The sequence below is a fragment of the Streptomyces sp. NBC_01268 genome (genome assembly GCF_036240795.1).
Lineage (GTDB): Bacteria > Actinomycetota > Actinomycetes > Streptomycetales > Streptomycetaceae > Streptomyces.
The window spans coordinates 5719941-5739765 of the sequence record NZ_CP108454.1 but is presented as its reverse complement, the minus strand read 5'-3'; the positions used below and the strand labels follow the sequence as shown (position 1 = coordinate 5739765).

Here is a 19825-nt window from a genome sequence, read left to right as displayed (position 1 = left end):
GGGACTCCCCTTCCGGTACCCCACCAGCCTCGCGGCCGGTCGGCGCGGTCGCGTCGTCGGCGGTGAGGAACCGCGTCTACATCCTTCGACGGAGGGACGGCTCGGCCCGTACGAGGACGTCCGGCGCGGGAGCAGCGTGTTGGATGGAGGGGTGCGCCTGCCCCGACCTCACCGTGACGACCTGTTCATCGCCGCCGCCGGCCTCGCCTGCGGCCTGCTGCTGTGGTCGTTCGGGCTGTACACCAAGGTCGACAACGTCTTCCCGCAGCCCTGGGCGGCGCTGGTCCCGCTCGTGGTGATGGCCTCGATGGAGGCCGTGCGCCGGACCGCGCCCCGGACGGCCCTGACCGTCGGCACCCTCGCGATCGTCGCCGACCAGCTCACCAACGGCAATCTCGCCACCGTCCTCATGTTCACGGACGTCGTCTACGCCGCCGTGGTGTACGGGACGCCCGCCTCGGCCAAGCGGATCCCGTACTCGACGGGTCTGATCACGGTCGGCCTGACGATCGGCCTGCTGGTGTGGTGGCAGAACGCGATCGCCCTGCTGGTCGGCGTGGTCAGCGGCATGGTGTCGTTCCTGCCCGCGGTCACCGGCGCCGTCGTGCGCAACCACCGGGAGGCCGCCGAGTCGGCGCGGCTGCGCGCGGAACAGACCGCGCTGCTGGCCGAGATGGACCGGGCCCAGGCGGTGGTCGCCGAACGCGCCCGGATGGCCCGGGAGCTGCACGACATGGTCGCCAACCACCTGTCGGCCATCGCGATCCACTCCACGGCCGCGCTCTCCCTGGACGACGAGGCCACCACCCGGCAGGCGCTGGGCGTGATCCGGGAGAACAGTGTGGCCGGGCTCGCCGAGATGCGGCGGCTGATCGGCCTGCTCCGGGACAGCTCCGACGACACCGCACCGGCGGCCGTGCCCCGGCTCTCCGGCCTGGACGCCCTGGTGGCGCAGGCCCGCACGAACGGCGCGAGCAGCGGGTTGGCGTTCCGGCTCGACGACACCCGCGAGGAGACCGGGGAACAGCTCCCGGCGCCGGTCGAGCTGGCCGCGTACCGGATCGTGCAGGAGTCGCTGACCAACGCCCTCAAGCACGCGGCGGCCGGACCGGTCACCGTGACCCTGGCGCGTGACGAGCGGGCCCTCACGGTGCGGGTGACCAGTCCGTTCGGGGAGCGCCCCGGACCCCGCGCCCCCGGGTCGGGGGCCGGTCTGGTGGGGATGCGGGAGCGGGTGGCGCTGCTCGGCGGGCAGTTCGAGGCGGGACCCGTGCCGGACGGGCACGGGACGAGGATCTGGCGGGTGCGGGCCGAGCTGCCCGCCGAGGAGAGGACACCGGAGGCATGACGATCCGGATCGTGGTCGCGGAGGACCAGAGCGCGGTGCGCGCGGGGCTCGTGCTGATCCTGGGCAGCGCCCCGGACATCGAGGTGGTCGGCGAGGCCGCGGACGGCGAGCGGGCGGTGGAACTGGCCCGTGAACTGCGCCCGGACCTGGTCCTGATGGACGTGCAGATGCCCCGGATGGACGGGGTGACGGCGACCCGGCTGGTGGTGGCGGAGGGCCTGGCGGACGTGCTGGTGCTGACCACCTTCGACCTGGACGAGTACGTCTTCGGGGCGCTGCGGGCCGGGGCCTCGGGCTTCCTGCTGAAGAACACGGACGCCAAGGACCTGATCGGGGCGGTACGGACGGTGGCGGGCGGCGAGGGACTGATCGCGCCCGCGGTGACCCGCCGGCTGATCGCCGAGTTCGCGACCCCGCGCCGTCCCGCGCCGACCGTCGATCCGGGGATCGTGGACCGGCTGACGCCCCGTGAGCGCGAGGTGCTCGGGGCGCTGGGCTCGGGTCTGTCGAACGCGGAGATCGCGGTCCGCCTCGACATGGCGGAGGCCACGGTGAAGACGCACGTCAGCAAGGTGCTGGGGAAGCTGGAACTGCGCAGTCGGGTCCAAGCGGCCGTGCTCGCACAGGAGTTGGGGATCCAGTGAGGAGCCCCTGGAGCCCTGGCACATACCCGGCGGATATCTGAGAGAAATCTGAGAGAGACCGTTCCAACGTTGGTCTGGACCTCTTGACGGCTGGTCCAGACCTTTCTACGCTCGGCGGGCGCGCGCACCTTTTCGGACCACCCCCACCCTTGTCGTCCGCAACTTGAGGAGCACCGTTGAGCACTCAAGCACCGACGCGCAGAGCAGGGTTCAGACACCGGGCTGCCGCCGGTCTGACCGCCCTCGTCCTGCCACTGGCCGCCATGATCGGTCTGGCCGCCCCCGCCGAGGCCGCGACCTCGGCCACCGCCACCTACACCAAGGGCTCCGACTGGGGCTCCGGCTTCGAGGGCAAGTGGACGGTGAAGAACACCGGCACCACCACGCTCTCCTCCTGGACCGTCGAGTGGGACTTCCCCTCCGGCACCGCGGTCACCTCCGCCTGGGACGCCACCGTCACCAGCTCCGGAACGCACTGGACCGCCAAGAACGTCGGCTGGAACGGCACCCTCGCCCCCGGCGCCACCGCTTCCTTCGGCTTCAACGGCAGCGGCTCCGGCGCGCCCAGCGGCTGTAAGATCAACGGCGCTTCCTGCGACGGCTCCACCCAGCCCGGGGACAACCCGCCCTCCGCACCCGGCGCCCCTGCGGCCTCCGCCGTCACCGACACCTCGGTGAAGCTCACCTGGAGCGCGGCCACCGACGACAAGGGCGTCAAGAACTACGACGTGCTGCGCGACGGCACGAAGGTCACCACCACGACCGCCCTCACCTACACGGACAGCGGGCTCACCGCGGGCACCGACTACAGCTACACGGTCGTCGCCCGCGACACCATCGACCAGACCGGCCCCGCCAGCGCCGCGACCCCGGTCCGCACCACGGGCGGCGGAGGCGGCACCCCGCCCCCGAACGTCGTGAAGATGGGCTACTTCACCAACTGGGGCGTCTACGGGCGCAACTACCACGTGAAGAACATCGTGACCTCCGGCTCCGCCGCCAAGATCACGCACATCAACTACGCGTTCGGCAACGTCACCGGCGGCAAGTGCACGATCGGTGACTCCTACGCCGACTACGACAAGGCCTACACCGCCGACCAGTCCGTCGACGGCGTCGCCGACACCTGGGACCAGCCCCTGCGCGGCAACTTCAACCAGCTGCGCAAGCTGAAGAAGGCCTACCCGAACATCAAGGTCATCTGGTCCTTCGGCGGCTGGACCTGGTCCGGCGGCTTCGGCCAGGCCGTCCAGAACCCGACCGCCTTCGCCCAGTCCTGCTACGACCTGGTCGAGGACCCGCGCTGGGCCGACGTCTTCGACGGCATCGACCTGGACTGGGAGTACCCGAACGCCTGCGGTCTGTCCTGCGACACCAGCGGCCCGGCCGCCTTCAAGAACATGATGCAGGCGATGCGCGCCAAGTTCGGCGCGAACGCCCTGGTCACCGCGGCCGTCACGGCCGACGCCTCCACCGGCGGCAAGATCGACGCCACCGACTACGCGGGCGCGGCGCCGTACATGAACTGGTTCAACGTGATGACGTACGACTTCTTCGGCGCCTGGGCGGCCAAGGGCCCGACGGCCCCGCACTCGCCGCTCACCTCGTACGCCGGCATCCCGCAGCAGGGCTTCAACTCCGCCGAGGCCATCGCCAGGTTCAAGGCCCAGGGCGTCCCCGGCAACAAGCTGCTGCTCGGCATCGGCTTCTACGGCCGCGGCTGGACCGGCGTCACCCAGGCCGCGCCCGGCGGCACCGCCACCGGACCGGCCGCCGGCACCTACGAGCAGGGCATCGAGGACTACAAGGTCCTCAAGAACTCCTGCCCGGCCACCGGGACCGTCGCCGGCACCGCCTACGCCCACTGCGGCACCAACTGGTGGAGCTACGACACCCCCGCCACCGTCACCTCGAAGATGGGCTGGGCCAAGAACCAGGGCCTCGGCGGCGCCTTCTTCTGGGAGTTCAGCGGCGACACCGGCAACGGCGAGCTGGTCGGCGCCATCAACAGCGGGCTGAGCTAGCCCACGATCCGGCGGGGGCGGTGCAGCACGCCGCCCCCGTCGTGCCGGACGATCCGGTGCGCCCCGCCCAGCAGGGCGACGGCGCCCCGGTAGCCCTCCCCCGCGTCCAGGTCGTACAGCCGCACCTCCGGGTGCGGCTGTCCGCCGTCCCGGCCCCGCCAGGCCAGCAGCTCGGCCGGCCGGTCCGGCGCGGAGACCGTGAGCCGCGCGGGATCCACCCGCAGCCCCTCCCCCGTCGCCTTCAGCACCGCCTCCTTGCGCACCCAGTACGAGGTGAAGGCCACCGCCCGCTCCGGCCCCGGCACGCGGTCGAACGCGGCGCGCTCCCGCTCCGAGAGCACCGGCAGGGGCGGTTCGGCCAGCGCGGTGATCCGCTCGACGTCGACCCCGACGGGCGTGTCGGCGCAGAGCGCGACCGCGACCAGCTCGCCCGAGTGGGAGATCGAGAACTCGACCGGGGCGTCCGTCAGGTAGGGCTTGCCGTGCGGCCCGGCCCCGAAGGCCAGACCCGCAGGATCCCGGTCCAGGGCGGCGCCGAGCACCGAACGCAGCAGGGCGTGCGCGGTCAGGTACTGCGCGCGGACCGGCTCCCCGGTCAGCGACTCGTACACCCGCCGCTCACGCTGGTCGAGCAGGGCGCACAGGTGCCCGGAAGCGGACACGGAAACGGCCCGGGCGATCCACACATGGCACTCGCCGGGCCGAACGGAAGAACAGGGATCAAGCGACATTGACCCGCTGGCCCGGAGGCGCCGCCTCCAGCCAGGCCAGGAAACCGGTGAGCGCGTCCTCGCTCATGGCCAGTTCCAGGCGGGTGCCGCGGTGCAGACAGCCCTGGATCACCGAGTCGGAGAGCAGCGCGAGCTCCTCCTCGCCCTCGGGCATCCGGCGCTCCAGGACCTCGATGGCCGAGCGCTCCAGGACCCTGCGCGGGCGGGGGGCGTACGAGAAGACACGGAACCAGGCGATCTCGTCACCGCTGTAGCGGGCGACGCCGTACACCCAGCCCTTGCCGGAGGGGTCCGGCTCGTCGGCGACGTTCCACCGCAGGGAGCAGTCGAAGGTGCCGCCGGCGCGCTGGATCAGCCTGCGGCGCAAGCCGAAGACGAAGAGTCCGACCACCACCAGTGCGACGACCAGGCCGCACACGAGCAGAGCGAGGAACATCTTCACCGACCTCCTCGCTGCGTCCCGTAACCGGTGGACCCGGCCGTACCGAATACAACCTGCATCTGCATCGCCTCAGCCGCGGTACGGTCCGGAAAATTCCGGACCGTACCGCGGCTGAGGGCTTGGGCTCTCGCGCGGTCCGCTAGCGGACCGATACCGCGCGCAGCCGGACCTCGGCGCGCCGCTCGGCGGCGGCGTCCGAATCCGTCTTCGCGCGCTCCAGTGCGCGCTCGGCGCGCTGGGCGTCGATCTCGTCCGCCAGCTCGGCGATCTCCGCGAGCAGAGACAGCTTGTCATCGGCGAACGACAGGAAACCGCCGTGGACGGCGGCGACGACAGTGCCGCCCTCGCTCGTACGGATGGTCACGGGGCCCGACTCCAGCACACCCAGCAGCGGCTGGTGACCGGGCATGACGCCGATGTCGCCGGAGGTCGTACGCGCGATGACCAGGGTGGCCTCGCCAGACCAGACACTCCGGTCCGCGGCGACCAGCTCGACGTGCAGCTCAGCAGCCAAGGGTGGCTCCTCGGGTCACCACCCGGCGGTGCTGCCGGGTGTTGGGATCAATTCTAAAGGGCGTGAAGAGGGGGGCGGGAACGTCTCCCGCCCCCCTCAGGCGAGCACGGGGCTCAGGAGACGCCGAGCTCCTTGGCGTTCTTCTTGAGGTCCTCGAGACCACCACACATGAAGAAGGCCTGCTCCGGGAAGTGGTCGAACTCACCGTCGCAGATCGCGTTGAACGCGGCGATCGACTCGTCGAGCGGAACGTCCGAACCGTCCACACCGGTGAACTGCTTCGCCGCGTGGGTGTTCTGGGACAGGAAGCGCTCGACACGGCGCGCGCGGTGGACGACCAGCTTGTCCTCCTCGCTCAGCTCGTCGATACCGAGAATCGCGATGATGTCCTGGAGGTCCTTGTACTTCTGCAGGATGCCCTTGACGCGCGTGGCGGCGTCGTAGTGGTCCTGCGCGATGTAGCGCGGGTCCAGGATCCGGGACGTGGAGTCCAGCGGGTCCACGGCCGGGTAGATGCCCTTCTCGGAGATCGGACGGGAGAGAACCGTCGTCGCGTCGAGGTGGGCGAAGGTGGTCGCCGGCGCCGGGTCGGTGAGGTCGTCCGCGGGGACGTAGATCGCCTGCATCGAGGTGATCGAGTGACCACGGGTCGAGGTGATGCGCTCCTGGAGGAGACCCATCTCGTCGGCCAGGTTCGGCTGGTAACCCACCGCGGAGGGCATACGGCCGAGCAGGGTCGACACCTCGGAACCGGCCTGCGTGAAGCGGAAGATGTTGTCGATGAAGAACAGCACGTCCTGCTTCTGCACATCGCGGAAGTACTCCGCCATGGTCAGACCGGCGAGGGCGACGCGGAGACGGGTGCCCGGGGGCTCGTCCATCTGGCCGAAGACCAGCGCGGTCTTGTCCAGAACGCCGGACTCTTCCATTTCCGCGATGAGGTCGTTGCCCTCACGGGTGCGCTCGCCGACGCCGGCGAAGACGGAAACGCCCTCGTGCAGCTTGGCCACACGCATGATCATTTCCTGGATCAGAACGGTCTTGCCGACACCGGCGCCACCGAACAGACCGATCTTTCCACCCTTGACGTACGGGGTGAGAAGGTCGACGACCTTGAGGCCGGTCTCGAACATCTCGGTCTTCGACTCGAGGTCCGCGAACGCCGGGGCCTTGCGGTGGATGGACCACCGCTCGCTGACCTCGGACTCCGCCTCGGGCTCGTTCAGGATCTGGCCCAGCGTGTTGAACACGCGACCCTTGGTGACGTCGCCGACGGGCACCGTGATGCCGTCGCCGGTGTCGACCACGGGGGCCTGGCGGACCAGACCGTCGGTGGGCTGCATCGAGATGGTGCGGACGATGCCGTCACCGAGGTGCTGCGCGACCTCGAGGGTCAGCGTCTTCTTGGCGCCGTCCTCGGCCGGGTCGGAGACCTCGACGTGCAGGGCGTTGTAGATCTCCGGCATCGCGTCGACGGGGAACTCCACGTCGACGACCGGGCCGATGACCCGGGCGACGCGGCCCGTGGCGGCGGCCGTCTCAACAGTGGTCGTCATTACTTGTCACTCCCCGCGGTCGCGTCGGCCAGGGCTGCGGTGCCACCGACGATCTCGCTGATTTCCTGGGTGATTTCGGCCTGTCGGGCCGCGTTGGCAAGTCGGGAGAGGTTGTTGATCAAGTCTCCCGCGTTGTCGGTCGCCGACTTCATCGCGCGGCGCGTGGCGGCGTGCTTGGAAGCAGCCGACTGGAGCAGCGCGTTGTAGATCCGGCTTTCGACGTAGCGCGGCAGGAGGGCGTCCAGGACGTCCTCCGCCGACGGCTCGAAGTCGTACAGCGGGCGGAGCGTGTCCGACTCGCCGGCGTCCTTCGCCACCTCGTCGAGGCTGAGGGGCAGCAGCCGGGCCTCGACCGCCGTCTGCGTCATCATCGAGATGAACTCGGTGTAGACGATGTGGAGCTCGTCCACACCACCCTCGGCCGTGTCCTTCTCGATCGCCTCGATCAGCGGTGCCGCGATCGTCTTGGCGTCCGCGTACGTGGGCTCGTCCGTGAAGCCGGTCCACGTGTCACTGAGCTTGCGCTCACGGAAGTTGAAGTGCGCGACACCACGGCGGCCGACGACATAGATGTCGACCGCGCGGCCCTCGCCCTCCAGCTGCTTGATGAGCTTCTCCGCCGCCTTGATGGCGTTGGAGTTGAACGCGCCGGCCAGACCGCGGTCGCTCGAGAGGAGCAGGACCGCGGCACGGCTGGGGTTCTCCACCTCGGTGGTCAGCGCGTGCTTGTCGTTGGCCCCGGTGGCCACCGCGGTGACCGCGCGGGTCAGCTCGGTGGCGTACGGGGTCGACGCCTGCACCTTGCGCTGCGCCTTGACGACGCGCGAGGCGGCGATCATCTCCATCGCCTTGGTGATCTTCTTCGTCGCGGTGACGGATTTGATGCGACGCTTGTAGACCCGGAGCTGCGCTCCCATGAGTCAGGTCCCTTCCGTCGTCACTTCGAGACGTTGACGGCGGCAGCGTCCTCGCCGAGCAGCTTGCCGTCAGACGTCTCGAACTGCTTCTTGAACTCCGCGATGGCGTCGGCGACGGCCGTCAGGGTGTCGTTCGACATCTTCTTGCCCTCGCGGATGGAGGTCATGAGACCGGAGTGGCTCTGACGCATGTACGCCAGGAGCTCGGCCTCGAAGCGACGGATGTCGGCGACCGGGACGTCGTCCATCTTGCCGGTGGTGCCGGCCCAGACCGAGACGACCTGGTTCTCCGTGGGCATCGGCTGGTACTGAGCCTGCTTGAGCAGCTCGACCATGCGCTGACCACGCTCCAGCTGCGCCTTCGAGGCGGCGTCCAGGTCCGAACCGAAGGCCGCGAAGGCCTCCAGCTCACGGAACTGGGCCAGGTCCACGCGGAGGCGGCCGGCGATCTGCTTCATGGCCGGGTGCTGGGCGGAGCCACCGACTCGGGAGACCGAGATACCGACGTTCAGGGCCGGACGCTGGCCGGCGTTGAACAGGTCGGACTCCAGGAAGCACTGGCCGTCGGTGATGGAGATGACGTTGGTCGGGATGAACGCCGAGACGTCGTTCGCCTTCGTCTCGACGATCGGCAGACCGGTCATCGAACCCGCGCCGAGCTCGTCCGACAGCTTCGCGCAGCGCTCGAGCAGACGCGAGTGCAGGTAGAAGACGTCACCCGGGTAGGCCTCGCGGCCCGGCGGGCGGCGCAGCAGCAGCGACACGGCGCGGTAGGCGTCGGCCTGCTTCGACAGGTCGTCGAAGACGATCAGGACGTGCTTGCCCTGGTACATCCAGTGCTGACCGATGGCGGAACCGGTGTACGGCGCCAGGTACTTGAAGCCGGCCGGGTCGGACGCCGGGGCGGCGACGATGGTCGTGTACTCGAGGGCACCGGCCTCCTCCAGCGCGCCGCGGACGGACGCGATGGTGGAGCCCTTCTGGCCGACGGCGACGTAGATGCAGCGCACCTGCTTGTTCACGTCGCCCGAGCGCCAGTTGTCACGCTGGTTGATGATCGTGTCGATGCACAGCGCGGTCTTGCCGGTCTGACGGTCACCGATGATCAGCTGACGCTGACCACGGCCGACCGGCGTCATGGCGTCGACGGCCTTGTAGCCGGTCTCCATCGGCTCGTGGACCGACTTACGGGCCATAACGCCCGGGGCCTGCAGCTCGAGGGCGCGGCGGCCCTCGGTCGCGATCTCGCCGAGACCGTCGATCGGGTTGCCGAGCGGGTCGACGACGCGACCCAGGTATCCCTCACCGACACCGACGGAGAGGACCTCGCCGGTGCGCTGCACCGACTGCCCCTCCTCGATGCCGCTGAACTCGCCGAGGACGATCGCGCCGATCTCGCGCTCTTCGAGGTTCAGCGCGAGACCGAGGGTCCCGTCCTCGAACTTCAGCAGCTCGTTCGCCATGGCCGAGGGAAGACCCTCGACCTTCGCGATGCCGTCGCCGGCCAGGCTGACCGTGCCGACCTCCTCGCGCGAGGCCGCGTCCGGCTGGTACGACTGGACGAAGGTCTCCAGCGCGTCCCGGATCTCCTCCGGCCGGATCGTGAGCTCCGCCATCTGGGTTCCCTGCTCTCCTTGTTGGGCCCGAAGTTTCTTAGGGGTCTGGGGGCCGACCCCCAGGAACTTCTGCAATCTCTGCACGGCCCAACCGGGCCGCATGTGTTGCTGTCTTGCTTGGTGTGGCGGCTGGTGTCAGCCGGCCAGTCGCCGGGTCGCCTCGCCGAGGCGCTCCGAGATGCTGCCGTCGATGACCTCGTCACCGACCCGCACGGTGATCCCGCCGAGGACCGCCGGGTCCACGTCCAGGTTCAGGTGCATCTGGCGGCCGTACAGCTTGGCCAGCACGGCACCGAGGCGCTGCTTCTGCTGATCGCTCAGCGGCACCGCCGAGGTGACGACCGCGACCATCCGGTCCCGGCGCGCCGCGGCGAGCTTGGACAGGGACTCGAGTCCCGCTTCCAGGCTACGTCCACGGGGCTGGGTCACCAGACGGACGACGAGTCGCTCCGTGACCGCGTTGGCCTTGCCGCCGAGCAGGCTGCGCAGCAGCTCGCCCTTGGCCGTGGCCGTGGCGGTCTTGTCCGTCAGCGCCGAGCGGAGCTCGGGGTTGGACGAGACGATCCGGCCGAACCGGAACAGCTCGTCCTCGACGTCGTCCAGGGCGCCCGCCCGCTGGGCGGCGGTGAGGTCGGCGATGTTCGCCAGTTCCTCGACCGCGTCGACCAGGTCACGGGAGCTCGACCAGCGCGCACGGACCAGACCGGAGACCAGGTCGACGGTCTCGCCGCCCACCTGACCGGCCAGGAGTCGCTGCGTGAGCTCGGCCTTGGCCTCGCCCGCCTGGGCCGGGTCGGTCAGGACCCGGCGCAGCGACACCTCGCGGTCGAGCAGCGCGGTGACCGCGGCCAGCTCACCGGCGAGCTTCGCCGCGTCGACCGACGTGTTGTCGGTCAGCGCGTCGAGGGCCTCGCGTGCGGCGCCCAGTGCCTCGCGGCTCGCTCCGTTCATCGGACGGCCTCGGCCTTCTCCTCGAGCTCGTCGAGGAAGCGGTCGATGGTGCGGCTCTGGCGGGCGACGTCCTCGAGGGACTCGCCGACCAGCTTCGCGGCCAGGTCGGTGGCCAGCTTGCCGACGTCCTGACGCAGCGCGGCGGACGCGGCCTTGCGGTCGGCCTCGATCTGGGTGTGACCGGCCGCGACGATCTCCTCGCGCTGGCGCTGGCCTTCCGCCTTCATCTCCTGGATGATCGCGGTGCCCTGCTCCGTCGCCTCCTGGCGGAGACGCGCGGCTTCGTGGCGGGCCTCGGCGAGCTGGGCCTTGTACTGCTCCAGCACACTCTGAGCCTCGATCTGGGCCGACTCGGCCTTCTCGATGCCACCCTCGATGGCCTCGCGGCGCTCGTCCAGAACCTTGTTGATGTTCGGGATGAGCTTCTTGGCGAGGAAGCCGAAGACGATGACGAAGGCGATCAGGCCGATGACGAGCTCATCGAGATGCGGGATGAGCGGAGGCTGGGGCTCCGCCGCTTCCGCAAGAAGCAGAGCGTTCACATCAGTGCCTTCCGTAAAAAGGGTCGGGCTGTCGGTCCGGCTTACTTGTAGACGAAGCCCATGACGATGCCGATGAGGGCAAGCGCCTCACAGAAGGCGAAACCCATGATCTGGTTGGTACGGATCAGGCCGGCCGCCTCGGGCTGACGGGCGAGGGCCTGGGTGCCGTTACCGAAGATGATGCCGACGCCGACGCCGGGGCCGATGGCAGCGAGGCCGTAGCCGATGGAGGCGACGTTTCCGTTGACGGCGGCGAGAGTCTCGAGAGCGGACATGCCGGTTCTTCCTTCTCTTTCAAGGACCCGGTGGGGGTTGGCCACCGGACGACTGTGGGTTGGGGGGTGTGGTGCTGCGGGCCGGGTCGGCTCAGTGGTGCTCGGAGAGCGCGCCCTGGACGTAGCTGCAGGCCAGGAGGACGAAGACGTACGCCTGGACGGCCTGGATGAAGAGCTCGAAGGCGGTCATCACGAGGACCATCACGAACGAGGCGCCGGCGTAGACGAAGCCGAGGCCGTGCATGAGGTAGTACGTGGCCAGCGAGAACATCACGATCAGCAGGTGACCGGCGAACATGTTCGCGAACAGTCGGACCGCGTGCGTGAAGGGCCGGATCAGCAGGTTCGAGAAGAACTCGAGAACGACGACCAGGGGAAGGATCGGGCCGAGCGACTTGTCGTAGCCGACGATGTTCTTCCAGCCGCCGACGAAGCCGTGCTTCTTGAAGGTCAGCGAGACCCAGAGGACGTACACGATCAGCGCGAGGGCCGCCGGGAAGGCGATCAGCGACGTGACCGGGAACTGGGCGAGCGGGATGATCGACCAGAGGTTGAGCATCCACACGAAGAAGAACAGCGACACCATCAGCGGGACGTACTTCTCGCCGTCCTTCTTGCCGATGATCTCGTAGACGATGCCGCGGCGCACGAAGTCGTAACCGGCCTCGCCGACCATCTGCATCTTGCCGGGGATCAGCTTGGGCTTGTTGAAAGCGGCCCAGAAGAAGCCGACGACCACGATCGAGCCCAGGATCGCGAGCAGCATGGGCTTCGTGAGCTCGAAGCTCCCCCATGTGGCGATCGGCTCGTACATGAACGTGTGCAGGCCCGGCGCCGGGAAGCCGCATCCGGTGAAGATGTGGCAATCCGGGTCGAAGGCAAGCGTCTGGTCAGCACTCACCGCGGGCTCCTTCAGCGTGGCGCATAGGTACGGCAACCTCGTTGTGTCGGCGCGGCACGCAGCCGCGGGTCGGCACTGGACTGGTCTTACGGATAAGGGGGCGGCGGTTCGGCATCGAGCCTCGCGCTGGGTCAGGCGCCGTTTCGGATGCCCGCGCCCGCAGTGCCGCAGTTGGCACCGGACGATAGCAGGAAGCCGAACTCGTCTTTATCCCGGCCCTACCCTTCACGACTTCGGTCCCGATTTATCGGGCTCGACGTACATGATCTTGGCCTTCATGTAGGCCCGGGCCTGGGCGGCGACCCACACCACGGTCGTGGCGAGAAGCGTGAACGCGAAGGCCTTGAAGTCGAACGCGGTCGTGTCCTTCAGCAAGGCCAGGAAGATGAAGAGCACCAGCAGTTGGGCCGTGTAGAGCATGAGTCCCATGGCCTGGAACAACTGCGGGAGCTTCTTCGCCGTCCGCTGCAGCACCACCAGCCCGAGCCCCATGAAGAGGATCACCACCAGGGTGCCGACGACGGCGCCGAGAGCGCCCTTGCCGCCCGCGACGACACCACTGACGACGGTCGCGATGGCGCCGGCGGCAGCGGTGGGTACAGCGGTGTGCAGCAGTAGGCGTGCGTCGTTGGACGGCATGGCGGTGTCTCCGCTTGCTGGAGGGGGCGATGGTGTCGTCAAGGACGAGCGTAAGCCCGGTCCGAGGTGGGTCTCGGGGCCAACGGACCGTCGCACTACGGTCTTTCGGCACTGGCGCCGGGTCTCGTGAACCGTATCACAAACTATTTGAATAGGTCTTTACTCGTGAGGTGTGCCAACTGTCACACCTGAGAGTTAACGCGCCCGTGTGTGCAGGACAGCAGGGCGACTTGTCTGGTATTGGCACCCGATGCGGCATTCGCAAACGGGTGCGTCAACCACGCGCTCCGGCCTTACTCCGGTCGGAGAAGCGCGCCCGGTTGCCGATCGCGGTCGATCCGTTGACCCCCGCGGGCACCGGAACGCGCTCCTCCTCCGGCCCTTCGGGCACTTCGGCGAGCGGGACGACCTTGCGGCGCCGGTAGCGCGGCGGCACGACCGCCTCGGCCCAGCGCGGGGCGCGCGGCGTGAACCGCGGCAGCAGGAGCAGCACCAGACCGACCGCGCTCAGGAAGACCACGGCGAGGACGATCCACATCGACGTCGAGTGCACCGAGTAGGCCAGCGTGCCGAAGGCGATCAGCGCCGACCAGAAGTACATGATCAGCACGGCACGGCTGTGCGAGTGCCCGATCTCCAGGAGCCGGTGGTGCAGGTGGCCGCGGTCCGCGGCGAACGGCGACTGGCCCTTCCAGGTGCGGCGCACGATGGCGAGCACCAGGTCGGCCATCGGGATCGCGATGATGGTCAGCGGCAGCACCAGCGGGATGAAGACCGGCAGCGCCGCGTGCGTGGCCGCCTTCGTCGAGCCCTCGAAGATCTTCAGCGCGTCCGGGTCGACCTGGCCCGTGATGGAGATGGCCGAGGCCGCCAGGATCAGGCCGATCAGCATCGAGCCCGAGTCCCCCATGAAGATCCGCGCCGGGTGCATGTTGTGCGGCAGGAAGCCCAGGCACATGCCCATCAGGATGGCGGCGAACAGGGTCGCGGGGGCGGCCGCCTCGATCGTGTAGCCGAACCAGATCCGGTACGCGTAGAGGAAGAAGGCCGCGGCGGCGATGCAGACCATGCCGGCGGCGAGACCGTCGAGACCGTCGACGAAGTTCACCGCGTTGATGGTGAGGACGACGAGGGCGACGGTCAGAAGGGTGCCCTGCCACTGGGTGAGCGCGACCGTGCCGACGCCGGGGATGGGCAGCCACAGGATGGTCAGACCCTGCATCACCATCACGCCGGCGGAGATCATCTGGGCGCCCAGCTTGATCAGCGCGTCCAGCTCGAACTTGTCGTCGAGGACACCGATCAGCCAGATCAGTGCGGCGCCGGAGAGCAGCGCGCGGGGCTCGTTGGACAGCTCGAAGACGCTGTTCAGGTTCTGCAGGTGGTCGGCGACCAGGAGCCCCGCGCACAGGCCGAAGAACATGGCGATGCCACCGAGCCGCGGTGTCGGTTCTCGGTGTACGTCGCGGGCGCGGATCTCCGGCATCGCTCCGGTCGCGATGGCGAACTTCCGCACCGGACCGGTCAGCAGATAGGTCACCGCGGCCGTGACACAGAGCGTCAGCAGGTAATCACGCACGGGCTGCCCCACAGGAATCGCTGGCCATCTCAGCCCCACACCCTAGCCGGGCCGTCCCCATGGTCGAGGACACACCGGCTCCACGAACGGTTGCGGCGACCCGCTTTTTACCGGCCATACGGGGGAAAACGCCCGGCCAGATCGCGTACTTCGGCGCGTACCCTGGCCGATTCCCGAGGGTCGTCCCGCAGCGCGGCGGTGAACAGCGCGGCGATCCGGGCCATCTCCGGCGCCCCCATCCCCTGTGTCGTCACCGCGGCCGTGCCGAGCCGGATGCCCCGGCCGTCTCCGTACGGCAGCGCGCACGTGTCGAGGACCACACCGGCGGCGGCCAGCCGGGCCCGGGCGGTACGTCCGTCGACGCCCAGCGGCGACGGGTCGGCGGTGATGAGGTGGGTGTCGGTGCCGCCGGTGGTCAGCGCGAAGCCCTCGGCGGCGAGCGCGGCGGCCAGCACGCGGGCGTGCTCGACCACCTGATGGGCGTAGCCGGTGAAGGCCGGCGTCGACGCCTCGCCGAAGGCGACGGCCTTGGCGGCGATGGTGTGCATCTGCGCCCCGCCCTGGGTGAACGGGAACACCGCCCGGTCGACCCGCTCGGCCAGCTCCGCCCCGCACAGGATCAGCCCGCCGCGCGGACCGCGCAGCACCTTGTGCGTGGTGCCGCAGACGATGTCCGCGTACGGGACGGGGCTCGGGGCCGCGCCGCCGGCGATGAGGCCCAGGGGGTGGGCGGCGTCGGCGATCAGATAGGCGCCGACCTCGTCGGCGATGGACCGGAAGACGGCGTAGTCCAGGTGCCGGGGGTAGGAGATCGAGCCGCAGACGATCGCCTTGGGCCGGTGGTGCCGGGCGAGCGCGGCGACCTGCTCGTAGTCGACGAGCCCCGTCTCCGCGTCCACGCCGTACGGGACGAAGTCGAACCAGCGGCCGGAGAAGTTCGCGGGCGAGCCGTGCGTGAGGTGCCCGCCGTACGCGAGCCCCATGGCGAGCACGGTGTCCCCGGGGCGCAGCAGCGCCGCGTAGGCGGCGAGCACGGCGGAGGAGCCCGAGTGGGCCTGCACGTTGGCGTGCTCGGCGCCGAAGAGGGAGCGCGCCCGGTCGACGGCGATCCGTTCGGCGGCGTCGGCGTACTCGCAGCCGCCGTGGTGACGGGCGCCGGGATATCCCTCGGCGTACTTGTTCGCGAGCTGCGAGCCGAGGGCGGCGAGGACGGCCGGCGAGGTGAAGTTCTCGGCGGCGATCAGCTGGAGGCTGTCCCCCTGCCGGCGCGCCTCGCCGAGCAGCACGTCGGCGACCTCGGGGTCCTGGCGGCGCAGCACGTCGAGCGGGCTCTGGTGTTCTGCCTCGGGAGGCGCGGTGACCGGCATGGGGGGCTCCGGGCGTGAGCGGTCTGGAAATCCACTGTAGGCACGCCGGGCCGCCTTCGCCGCCCCACGGGGCCGCCCGGGGTCCACGCGCACCTGCCGGGGCGCCGGAGCCCCCGTCAGCGGCGTCAGCGCCTGGCCGACACGCCTGTCAGCGCCGTCACGACCGGGTCCAGCGCCTGCTGGATCTCGTCGCCGATGGAGCGGAAGAACGTGATGGGCGCCCCGTACGGGTCGTTCACCTCGTCCGCCTCGGCCGACGGGGCCAGGAGCCACCCGCGTAGAGCGGCGGCGGCACGGACCAGGGCGCGGGCGCGGTCGATCGTGTCGTGGCCGTCGCGGGGGTCGGGGAGGGTCGTCGGATCTATGGCCCGGACGAGGCGGGTGAACTCCTTCAGGGTGAAGGTGCGCAGGCCCGCCGAGTGGCCCATCGAGATGACCTGCGCGCGGTGGTCGCGGGTCGCGGTGAGGACCAGGTCGGCGCGGATGACGTGCTCGTCGAGGAGCTCGCGCCCCACGAAGCCGGTGTGGTCCGCGCCGAAGTCGGCGAGGACCAGCTCCGCGTTGGCCTCCATGGGGGCGCCCTCGTGGCCCCAGGTACCCGCGCTCTCCACGATGAGGCCGCCGCCCAGCGGATCGCCGAGGCGGTCGCTCAGGGCATGCCGGGTCAGCCGCTCGGTGATCGGCGAGCGGCAGACGTTGCCGGTGCTGACGTGGAGGATGCGGAAGGTGGTGCCGTCGTTCGGGTGCCCCGCTATGCCACGCCCCTCAGGGGCGGTCAATTCGCCACCTCGAGGTCGGGTACCACCTTCCGGAGCTCCTCCGCGGTGAGCGCGCCGGCGCGCAGCAGCACCGGCACCTTGCCCGTCACGTCGACGATGGACGACGGCACGATGCCGGGGGTCGGACCGCCGTCCAGGTACACGGAGACGGAGTCGCCGAGCATGCCCTGGGCGGCGTCGCAGTCCTCCGGCGACGGGTGTCCGGTCAGGTTGGCCGAGGAGACGGCCATCGGGCCGACCTCGGTGAGCAGCTCGATGGCGACCGGGTGCAGCGGCATGCGGATCGCGACGGTGCCCCGGGTGTCGCCGAGGTCCCACTGGAGCGAGGGCTGGTGCTTGGCGACCAGGGTGAGCGCACCCGGCCAGAAGGCGTCGACGAGCTCCCAGGCCTGCTCGGTGAAGTCCGTGACGAGGCCGTGCAGCGTGTTCGGGGAGCCGATCAGGACGGGCGTCGGCATGTTCCGGCCGCGGCCCTTGGCCGCGAGCAGGTCCGCGACGGCCTCCGAGCTGAAGGCGTCCGCGCCGATCCCGTACACGGTGTCGGTGGGCAGCACGACGAGCTCGCCGCGGCGTACGGCGGACGCGGCCTCACGCAGACCCGTCGCCCGGTCCGTCGCCTCGTTGCAGTCGTATCGCCGGGCCATCACTCGCCTGCCTTCTCGTACGCGTCGTGCCTGGACTGGTTGGTCATGGGGTGGCCTTGCGGGCGGTCGCGAAGCGCGGCCGGTTGTTCAGGTCGGGGTGGTCGGCGGCGTCCGCCCAGCCGGCCTCCTCGTTGAAGATCCACGGCACCTGGCCGCCCTGCGTGTCCGCGTGCTCGATGACGACGAGCCCGCCGGGACGCAGCAGCCGGTGCGCGGTGCGCTCGATGCCCCGGATGGTGTCGAGACCGTCCTCGCCGGAGAAGAGCGCCATGTCCGGGTCGTGGTCGCGGGCCTCGGGGGCCACGTACTCCCACTCGGTGAGCGGGATGTACGGCGGGTTGGAGATGACCAGGTCGACCTGGCCGTTGAGCTCCGGCAGCGCGGTCAGCGCGTCGCCCTGGTGCACGGTGACGCGCGAGCCCTGGGCGTTCTTGCGGGTCCACACGAGCGCGTCGTCGGAGAGCTCGACCGCGTGCACGCGCGAGCGCGGCACCTCCTGCGCCATGGCGAGCGCGATGGCGCCCGAGCCGGTGCACAGGTCGACGATGAGCGGCTCGACGACGTCCATGGCGCGTACGGCGTCTATGGCCCAGCCGACGACCGACTCGGTCTCCGGGCGCGGCACGAACACGCCGGGGCCCACCTGGAGCTCCAGGTAGCGGAAGAACGCCCGCCCGGTGATGTGCTGGAGGGGTTCGCGCGCCTCGCGGCGCGCGATCGCCTCCCAGTAGCGGGCGTCGAAGTCCGCGTCCTTGACGTTGTGCAGCTCCCCCCGCTTGACGCCGTGCACGAACGCGGCGAGCTCCTCGGCGTCGAAACGCGGTGAGGGAACGCCGGCGTCGGCCAGCCGCTGGGTGGCCTGGGCCACCTCGGCAAGCAGCAGGTTCACGCTGGTCCTCCGTGGTGCGGGTGGGGCTTTACAAGGTCGTGCGCGGCCTTACGCGTTGGCCAGCTTGGCGGCCGAGTCGGCGTCGACACAGGCCTGGATCATCGGGTCCAGCTCTCCGTCGAGCACCTGGTCCAGGTTGTACGCCTTGAAGCCGACGCGGTGGTCCGAGATGCGGTTCTCCGGGAAGTTGTACGTCCGGATCTTCTCGGAGCGGTCGACCGTGCGGACCTGGCTGCGGCGCGCGTCCGCGGCCTCGGCCTCGGCCTTCTCCTGCGCCGCGGCGAGCAGCCGGGACCGCAGGATGCGCATGGCCTGCTCCTTGTTCTGGAGCTGGCTCTTCTCGTTCTGGCAGGAGGCGACGATGCCGGTCGGCAGGTGGGTGATGCGGACCGCGGAGTCGGTGGTGTTGACGGACTGGCCGCCGGGACCGGACGAGCGGTAGACGTCGATGCGCAGGTCGTTGGCGTGGATCTCCACGTCGACCTCCTCGGCCTCCGGGGTGACCAGCACGCCGGCCGCGGAGGTGTGGATGCGGCCCTGCGACTCGGTGGCGGGCACGCGCTGCACGCGGTGCACCCCGCCCTCGTACTTCAGCCGCGCCCAGACGCCCTGGCCGGGCTCGGTGGCCCCGTTGCCGCCCTTGGTCTTCACGGCGACCTGGACGTCCTTGTAGCCGCCCAGCTCGGACTCGGTGGCGTCGATGATCTCGGTCTTCCACCCCACGCGCTCGGCGTAGCGCAGGTACATCCGCAGCAGGTCGCCGGCGAACAGGGCGGACTCGTCGCCGCCCGCGCCGGCCTTGATCTCCAGGATGACGTCCTTGTCGTCGCTGGGGTCGCGCGGGACGAGCAGCAGGCGGAGCCTGTCCGTCAGCTCCTCGCGCTGCTTCTCCAGCTCCTTGACCTCGGCGGCGAAGTCGGGGTCGTCGGCGGCCAGCTCCTTGGCGGTGTCGATGTCCTCCGCCGTCTGCTTCCACGCCTTGTACGCGCCGATGATCGGGGTCAGCTCCGCGTAACGCTTGTTGAGCTTGCGCGCGTTCGCCTGGTCGGAGTGGACCGAAGGGTCGGCGAGCTTCTTCTCGAGGTCGGCGTGCTCGCCGACCAGGTCCTCGACCGCTTCGAACATCGGGTGCTCCTGGGGTGGATTTCAAAAAGGGCTGCTGCGGGAACCACTGCGGGGACGGCAAAGCGCCGGTCCGGTGCCCCGAGCGGGAGCGACCAAGGACCGGCGCAGTGACGTGCTACTTCTTGGCCGCACCCTTGCCGAAGCGGGCCTCGAAGCGGGCGACGCGGCCGCCGGTGTCGAGGATCTTCTGCTTGCCCGTGTAGAACGGGTGGCACTCGGAGCAGACCTCGGCACGGATGGTGCCCTCGGTCAGGGTGCTACGCGTGGTGAACGACGCGCCACAGGTGCAGCTGACCTGGGTCTCGACGTACTCGGGGTGGATCTCGCGCTTCAAGGTGTCTC

The 19825-nt window shown here is 69.9% G+C and carries 21 protein-coding genes; 3 read left to right on the top strand and 18 right to left on the bottom strand.

The window, feature by feature from the left end; translation table 11 throughout:
* Window positions 1-151 precede the first annotated feature (151 nt).
* The 3 genes from OG309_RS26040 to OG309_RS26030 all read left to right on the top strand — a co-directional run bounded on the left by OG309_RS26040 (window position 152) and on the right by OG309_RS26030 (window position 4016).
* Window positions 152-1348 carry a sensor histidine kinase gene (locus tag OG309_RS26040; RefSeq protein WP_329424236.1) on the top strand — a complete coding sequence of 399 codons (1197 nt, stop codon included), beginning with the start codon at window positions 152-154 and terminating at the stop codon, window positions 1346-1348.
* Window positions 1345-1992, top strand: a complete 648-nt coding sequence (locus tag OG309_RS26035; RefSeq protein ID WP_329424234.1) for a response regulator transcription factor — start codon at window positions 1345-1347, stop codon at window positions 1990-1992. The genes OG309_RS26040 and OG309_RS26035 overlap by 4 nt, the downstream gene beginning before the upstream one ends.
* Before the next feature lie 176 nt (window positions 1993-2168).
* A complete protein-coding gene (locus OG309_RS26030; RefSeq protein WP_402546150.1) occupies window positions 2169-4016 on the top strand; it encodes a glycosyl hydrolase family 18 protein in 1848 nt (615 codons plus the stop codon).
* On the opposite strand, the gene OG309_RS26025 is transcribed toward OG309_RS26030, so the two are convergent.
* The 18 genes from OG309_RS26025 to rpmE form a co-directional block, all read right to left on the bottom strand.
* Window positions 4013-4678 (bottom strand): 4'-phosphopantetheinyl transferase family protein, encoded by a 666-nt coding sequence (locus OG309_RS26025; protein ID WP_329424231.1) that lies wholly within the window; start codon window positions 4676-4678, stop codon window positions 4013-4015. The two genes, OG309_RS26030 and OG309_RS26025, sit on opposite strands and share 4 nt — an antisense overlap.
* Window positions 4679-4736: 58 nt before the next feature.
* Window positions 4737-5183, bottom strand: a complete 447-nt coding sequence (locus tag OG309_RS26020; protein ID WP_329424229.1) for a DUF2550 domain-containing protein — start codon at window positions 5181-5183, stop codon at window positions 4737-4739.
* A 145-nt stretch (window positions 5184-5328) separates the two neighbouring features.
* A complete protein-coding gene (locus OG309_RS26015) occupies window positions 5329-5703 on the bottom strand; it encodes a F0F1 ATP synthase subunit epsilon (protein ID WP_329424228.1) in 375 nt (124 codons plus the stop codon).
* Between the two features lie 113 nt (window positions 5704-5816).
* On the bottom strand, window positions 5817-7259 hold the full coding sequence (atpD, locus tag OG309_RS26010; protein WP_046909152.1) for a F0F1 ATP synthase subunit beta: 1443 nt from the start codon (window positions 7257-7259) through the stop codon (window positions 5817-5819).
* Complete coding sequence (locus tag OG309_RS26005) at window positions 7259-8176, bottom strand: F0F1 ATP synthase subunit gamma (RefSeq protein WP_329424225.1); 918 nt, start codon at window positions 8174-8176, stop codon at window positions 7259-7261. Before OG309_RS26005 ends, atpD begins: the two co-directional genes overlap by 1 nt.
* Before the next feature lie 20 nt (window positions 8177-8196).
* Window positions 8197-9792 carry a F0F1 ATP synthase subunit alpha gene (atpA, locus tag OG309_RS26000; RefSeq protein WP_329424223.1) on the bottom strand — a complete coding sequence of 532 codons (1596 nt, stop codon included), beginning with the start codon at window positions 9790-9792 and terminating at the stop codon, window positions 8197-8199.
* Window positions 9793-9927: 135 nt separating this feature from the next.
* Window positions 9928-10743 (bottom strand): F0F1 ATP synthase subunit delta, encoded by an 816-nt coding sequence (locus OG309_RS25995; RefSeq protein WP_329424221.1) that lies wholly within the window; start codon window positions 10741-10743, stop codon window positions 9928-9930.
* Window positions 10740-11285 carry a F0F1 ATP synthase subunit B gene (locus tag OG309_RS25990; protein WP_329424219.1) on the bottom strand — a complete coding sequence of 182 codons (546 nt, stop codon included), beginning with the start codon at window positions 11283-11285 and terminating at the stop codon, window positions 10740-10742. Before OG309_RS25990 ends, OG309_RS25995 begins: the two co-directional genes overlap by 4 nt.
* A gap of 41 nt (window positions 11286-11326) precedes the next feature.
* Window positions 11327-11560 carry an ATP synthase F0 subunit C gene (gene atpE, locus OG309_RS25985; RefSeq protein ID WP_010474382.1) on the bottom strand — a complete coding sequence of 78 codons (234 nt, stop codon included), beginning with the start codon at window positions 11558-11560 and terminating at the stop codon, window positions 11327-11329.
* A 91-nt stretch (window positions 11561-11651) separates the two neighbouring features.
* Window positions 11652-12461: a F0F1 ATP synthase subunit A gene (atpB, locus tag OG309_RS25980; RefSeq protein WP_329424215.1), complete on the bottom strand. Its 810-nt coding sequence runs from the start codon at window positions 12459-12461 to the stop codon at window positions 11652-11654.
* A gap of 225 nt (window positions 12462-12686) precedes the next feature.
* On the bottom strand, window positions 12687-13100 hold the full coding sequence (locus OG309_RS25975; RefSeq protein WP_329424212.1) for a hypothetical protein: 414 nt from the start codon (window positions 13098-13100) through the stop codon (window positions 12687-12689).
* A 274-nt stretch (window positions 13101-13374) separates the two neighbouring features.
* Entirely contained in the window at window positions 13375-14679 is a 1305-nt protein-coding gene (locus OG309_RS25970) for an MraY family glycosyltransferase (RefSeq protein ID WP_329424211.1), read from the bottom strand.
* Window positions 14680-14786: 107 nt separating this feature from the next.
* A complete protein-coding gene (gene glyA, locus OG309_RS25965) occupies window positions 14787-16046 on the bottom strand; it encodes a serine hydroxymethyltransferase (RefSeq protein ID WP_329424209.1) in 1260 nt (419 codons plus the stop codon).
* A gap of 125 nt (window positions 16047-16171) precedes the next feature.
* Window positions 16172-16825, bottom strand: a complete 654-nt coding sequence (locus OG309_RS25960) for an arsenate reductase/protein-tyrosine-phosphatase family protein (protein ID WP_329424207.1) — start codon at window positions 16823-16825, stop codon at window positions 16172-16174.
* Window positions 16822-17469, bottom strand: coding sequence for an L-threonylcarbamoyladenylate synthase (locus OG309_RS25955; RefSeq protein WP_329424206.1), 648 nt, complete (start codon window positions 17467-17469; stop codon window positions 16822-16824). Before OG309_RS25955 ends, OG309_RS25960 begins: the two co-directional genes overlap by 4 nt.
* Window positions 17470-17512: 43 nt before the next feature.
* A complete protein-coding gene (gene prmC / locus OG309_RS25950; RefSeq protein WP_329424204.1) occupies window positions 17513-18358 on the bottom strand; it encodes a peptide chain release factor N(5)-glutamine methyltransferase in 846 nt (281 codons plus the stop codon).
* 48 nt (window positions 18359-18406) lie between these two features.
* Window positions 18407-19483, bottom strand: coding sequence for a peptide chain release factor 1 (gene prfA / locus OG309_RS25945; protein ID WP_329424202.1), 1077 nt, complete (start codon window positions 19481-19483; stop codon window positions 18407-18409).
* A gap of 115 nt (window positions 19484-19598) precedes the next feature.
* Complete coding sequence (gene rpmE / locus OG309_RS25940; protein ID WP_158990484.1) at window positions 19599-19817, bottom strand: 50S ribosomal protein L31; 219 nt, start codon at window positions 19815-19817, stop codon at window positions 19599-19601.
* Window positions 19818-19825 lie beyond the last annotated feature (8 nt).

Coding starts and splice junctions, on each gene's coding strand:
- OG309_RS26035 (WP_329424234.1), top strand. CDS start 1,345: ATGACGATCCGGATCGTGGTCGCGGAGGACCAGAGCGCGGTGCGCGCG.
- OG309_RS26020 (WP_329424229.1), bottom strand. CDS start 5,183: ATGTTCCTCGCTCTGCTCGTGTGCGGCCTGGTCGTCGCACTGGTGGTG.
- atpD (WP_046909152.1), bottom strand. CDS start 7,259: ATGACGACCACTGTTGAGACGGCCGCCGCCACGGGCCGCGTCGCCCGG.
- OG309_RS26005 (WP_329424225.1), bottom strand. CDS start 8,176: ATGGGAGCGCAGCTCCGGGTCTACAAGCGTCGCATCAAATCCGTCACC.
- atpA (WP_329424223.1), bottom strand. CDS start 9,792: ATGGCGGAGCTCACGATCCGGCCGGAGGAGATCCGGGACGCGCTGGAG.
- OG309_RS25995 (WP_329424221.1), bottom strand. CDS start 10,743: ATGAACGGAGCGAGCCGCGAGGCACTGGGCGCCGCACGCGAGGCCCTC.
- atpE (WP_010474382.1), bottom strand. CDS start 11,560: ATGTCCGCTCTCGAGACTCTCGCCGCCGTCAACGGAAACGTCGCCTCC.
- OG309_RS25975 (WP_329424212.1), bottom strand. CDS start 13,100: ATGCCGTCCAACGACGCACGCCTACTGCTGCACACCGCTGTACCCACC.
- glyA (WP_329424209.1), bottom strand. CDS start 16,046: ATGCCGGTCACCGCGCCTCCCGAGGCAGAACACCAGAGCCCGCTCGAC.
- OG309_RS25955 (WP_329424206.1), bottom strand. CDS start 17,469: ATGGCCCGGCGATACGACTGCAACGAGGCGACGGACCGGGCGACGGGT.
- prfA (WP_329424202.1), bottom strand. CDS start 19,483: ATGTTCGAAGCGGTCGAGGACCTGGTCGGCGAGCACGCCGACCTCGAG.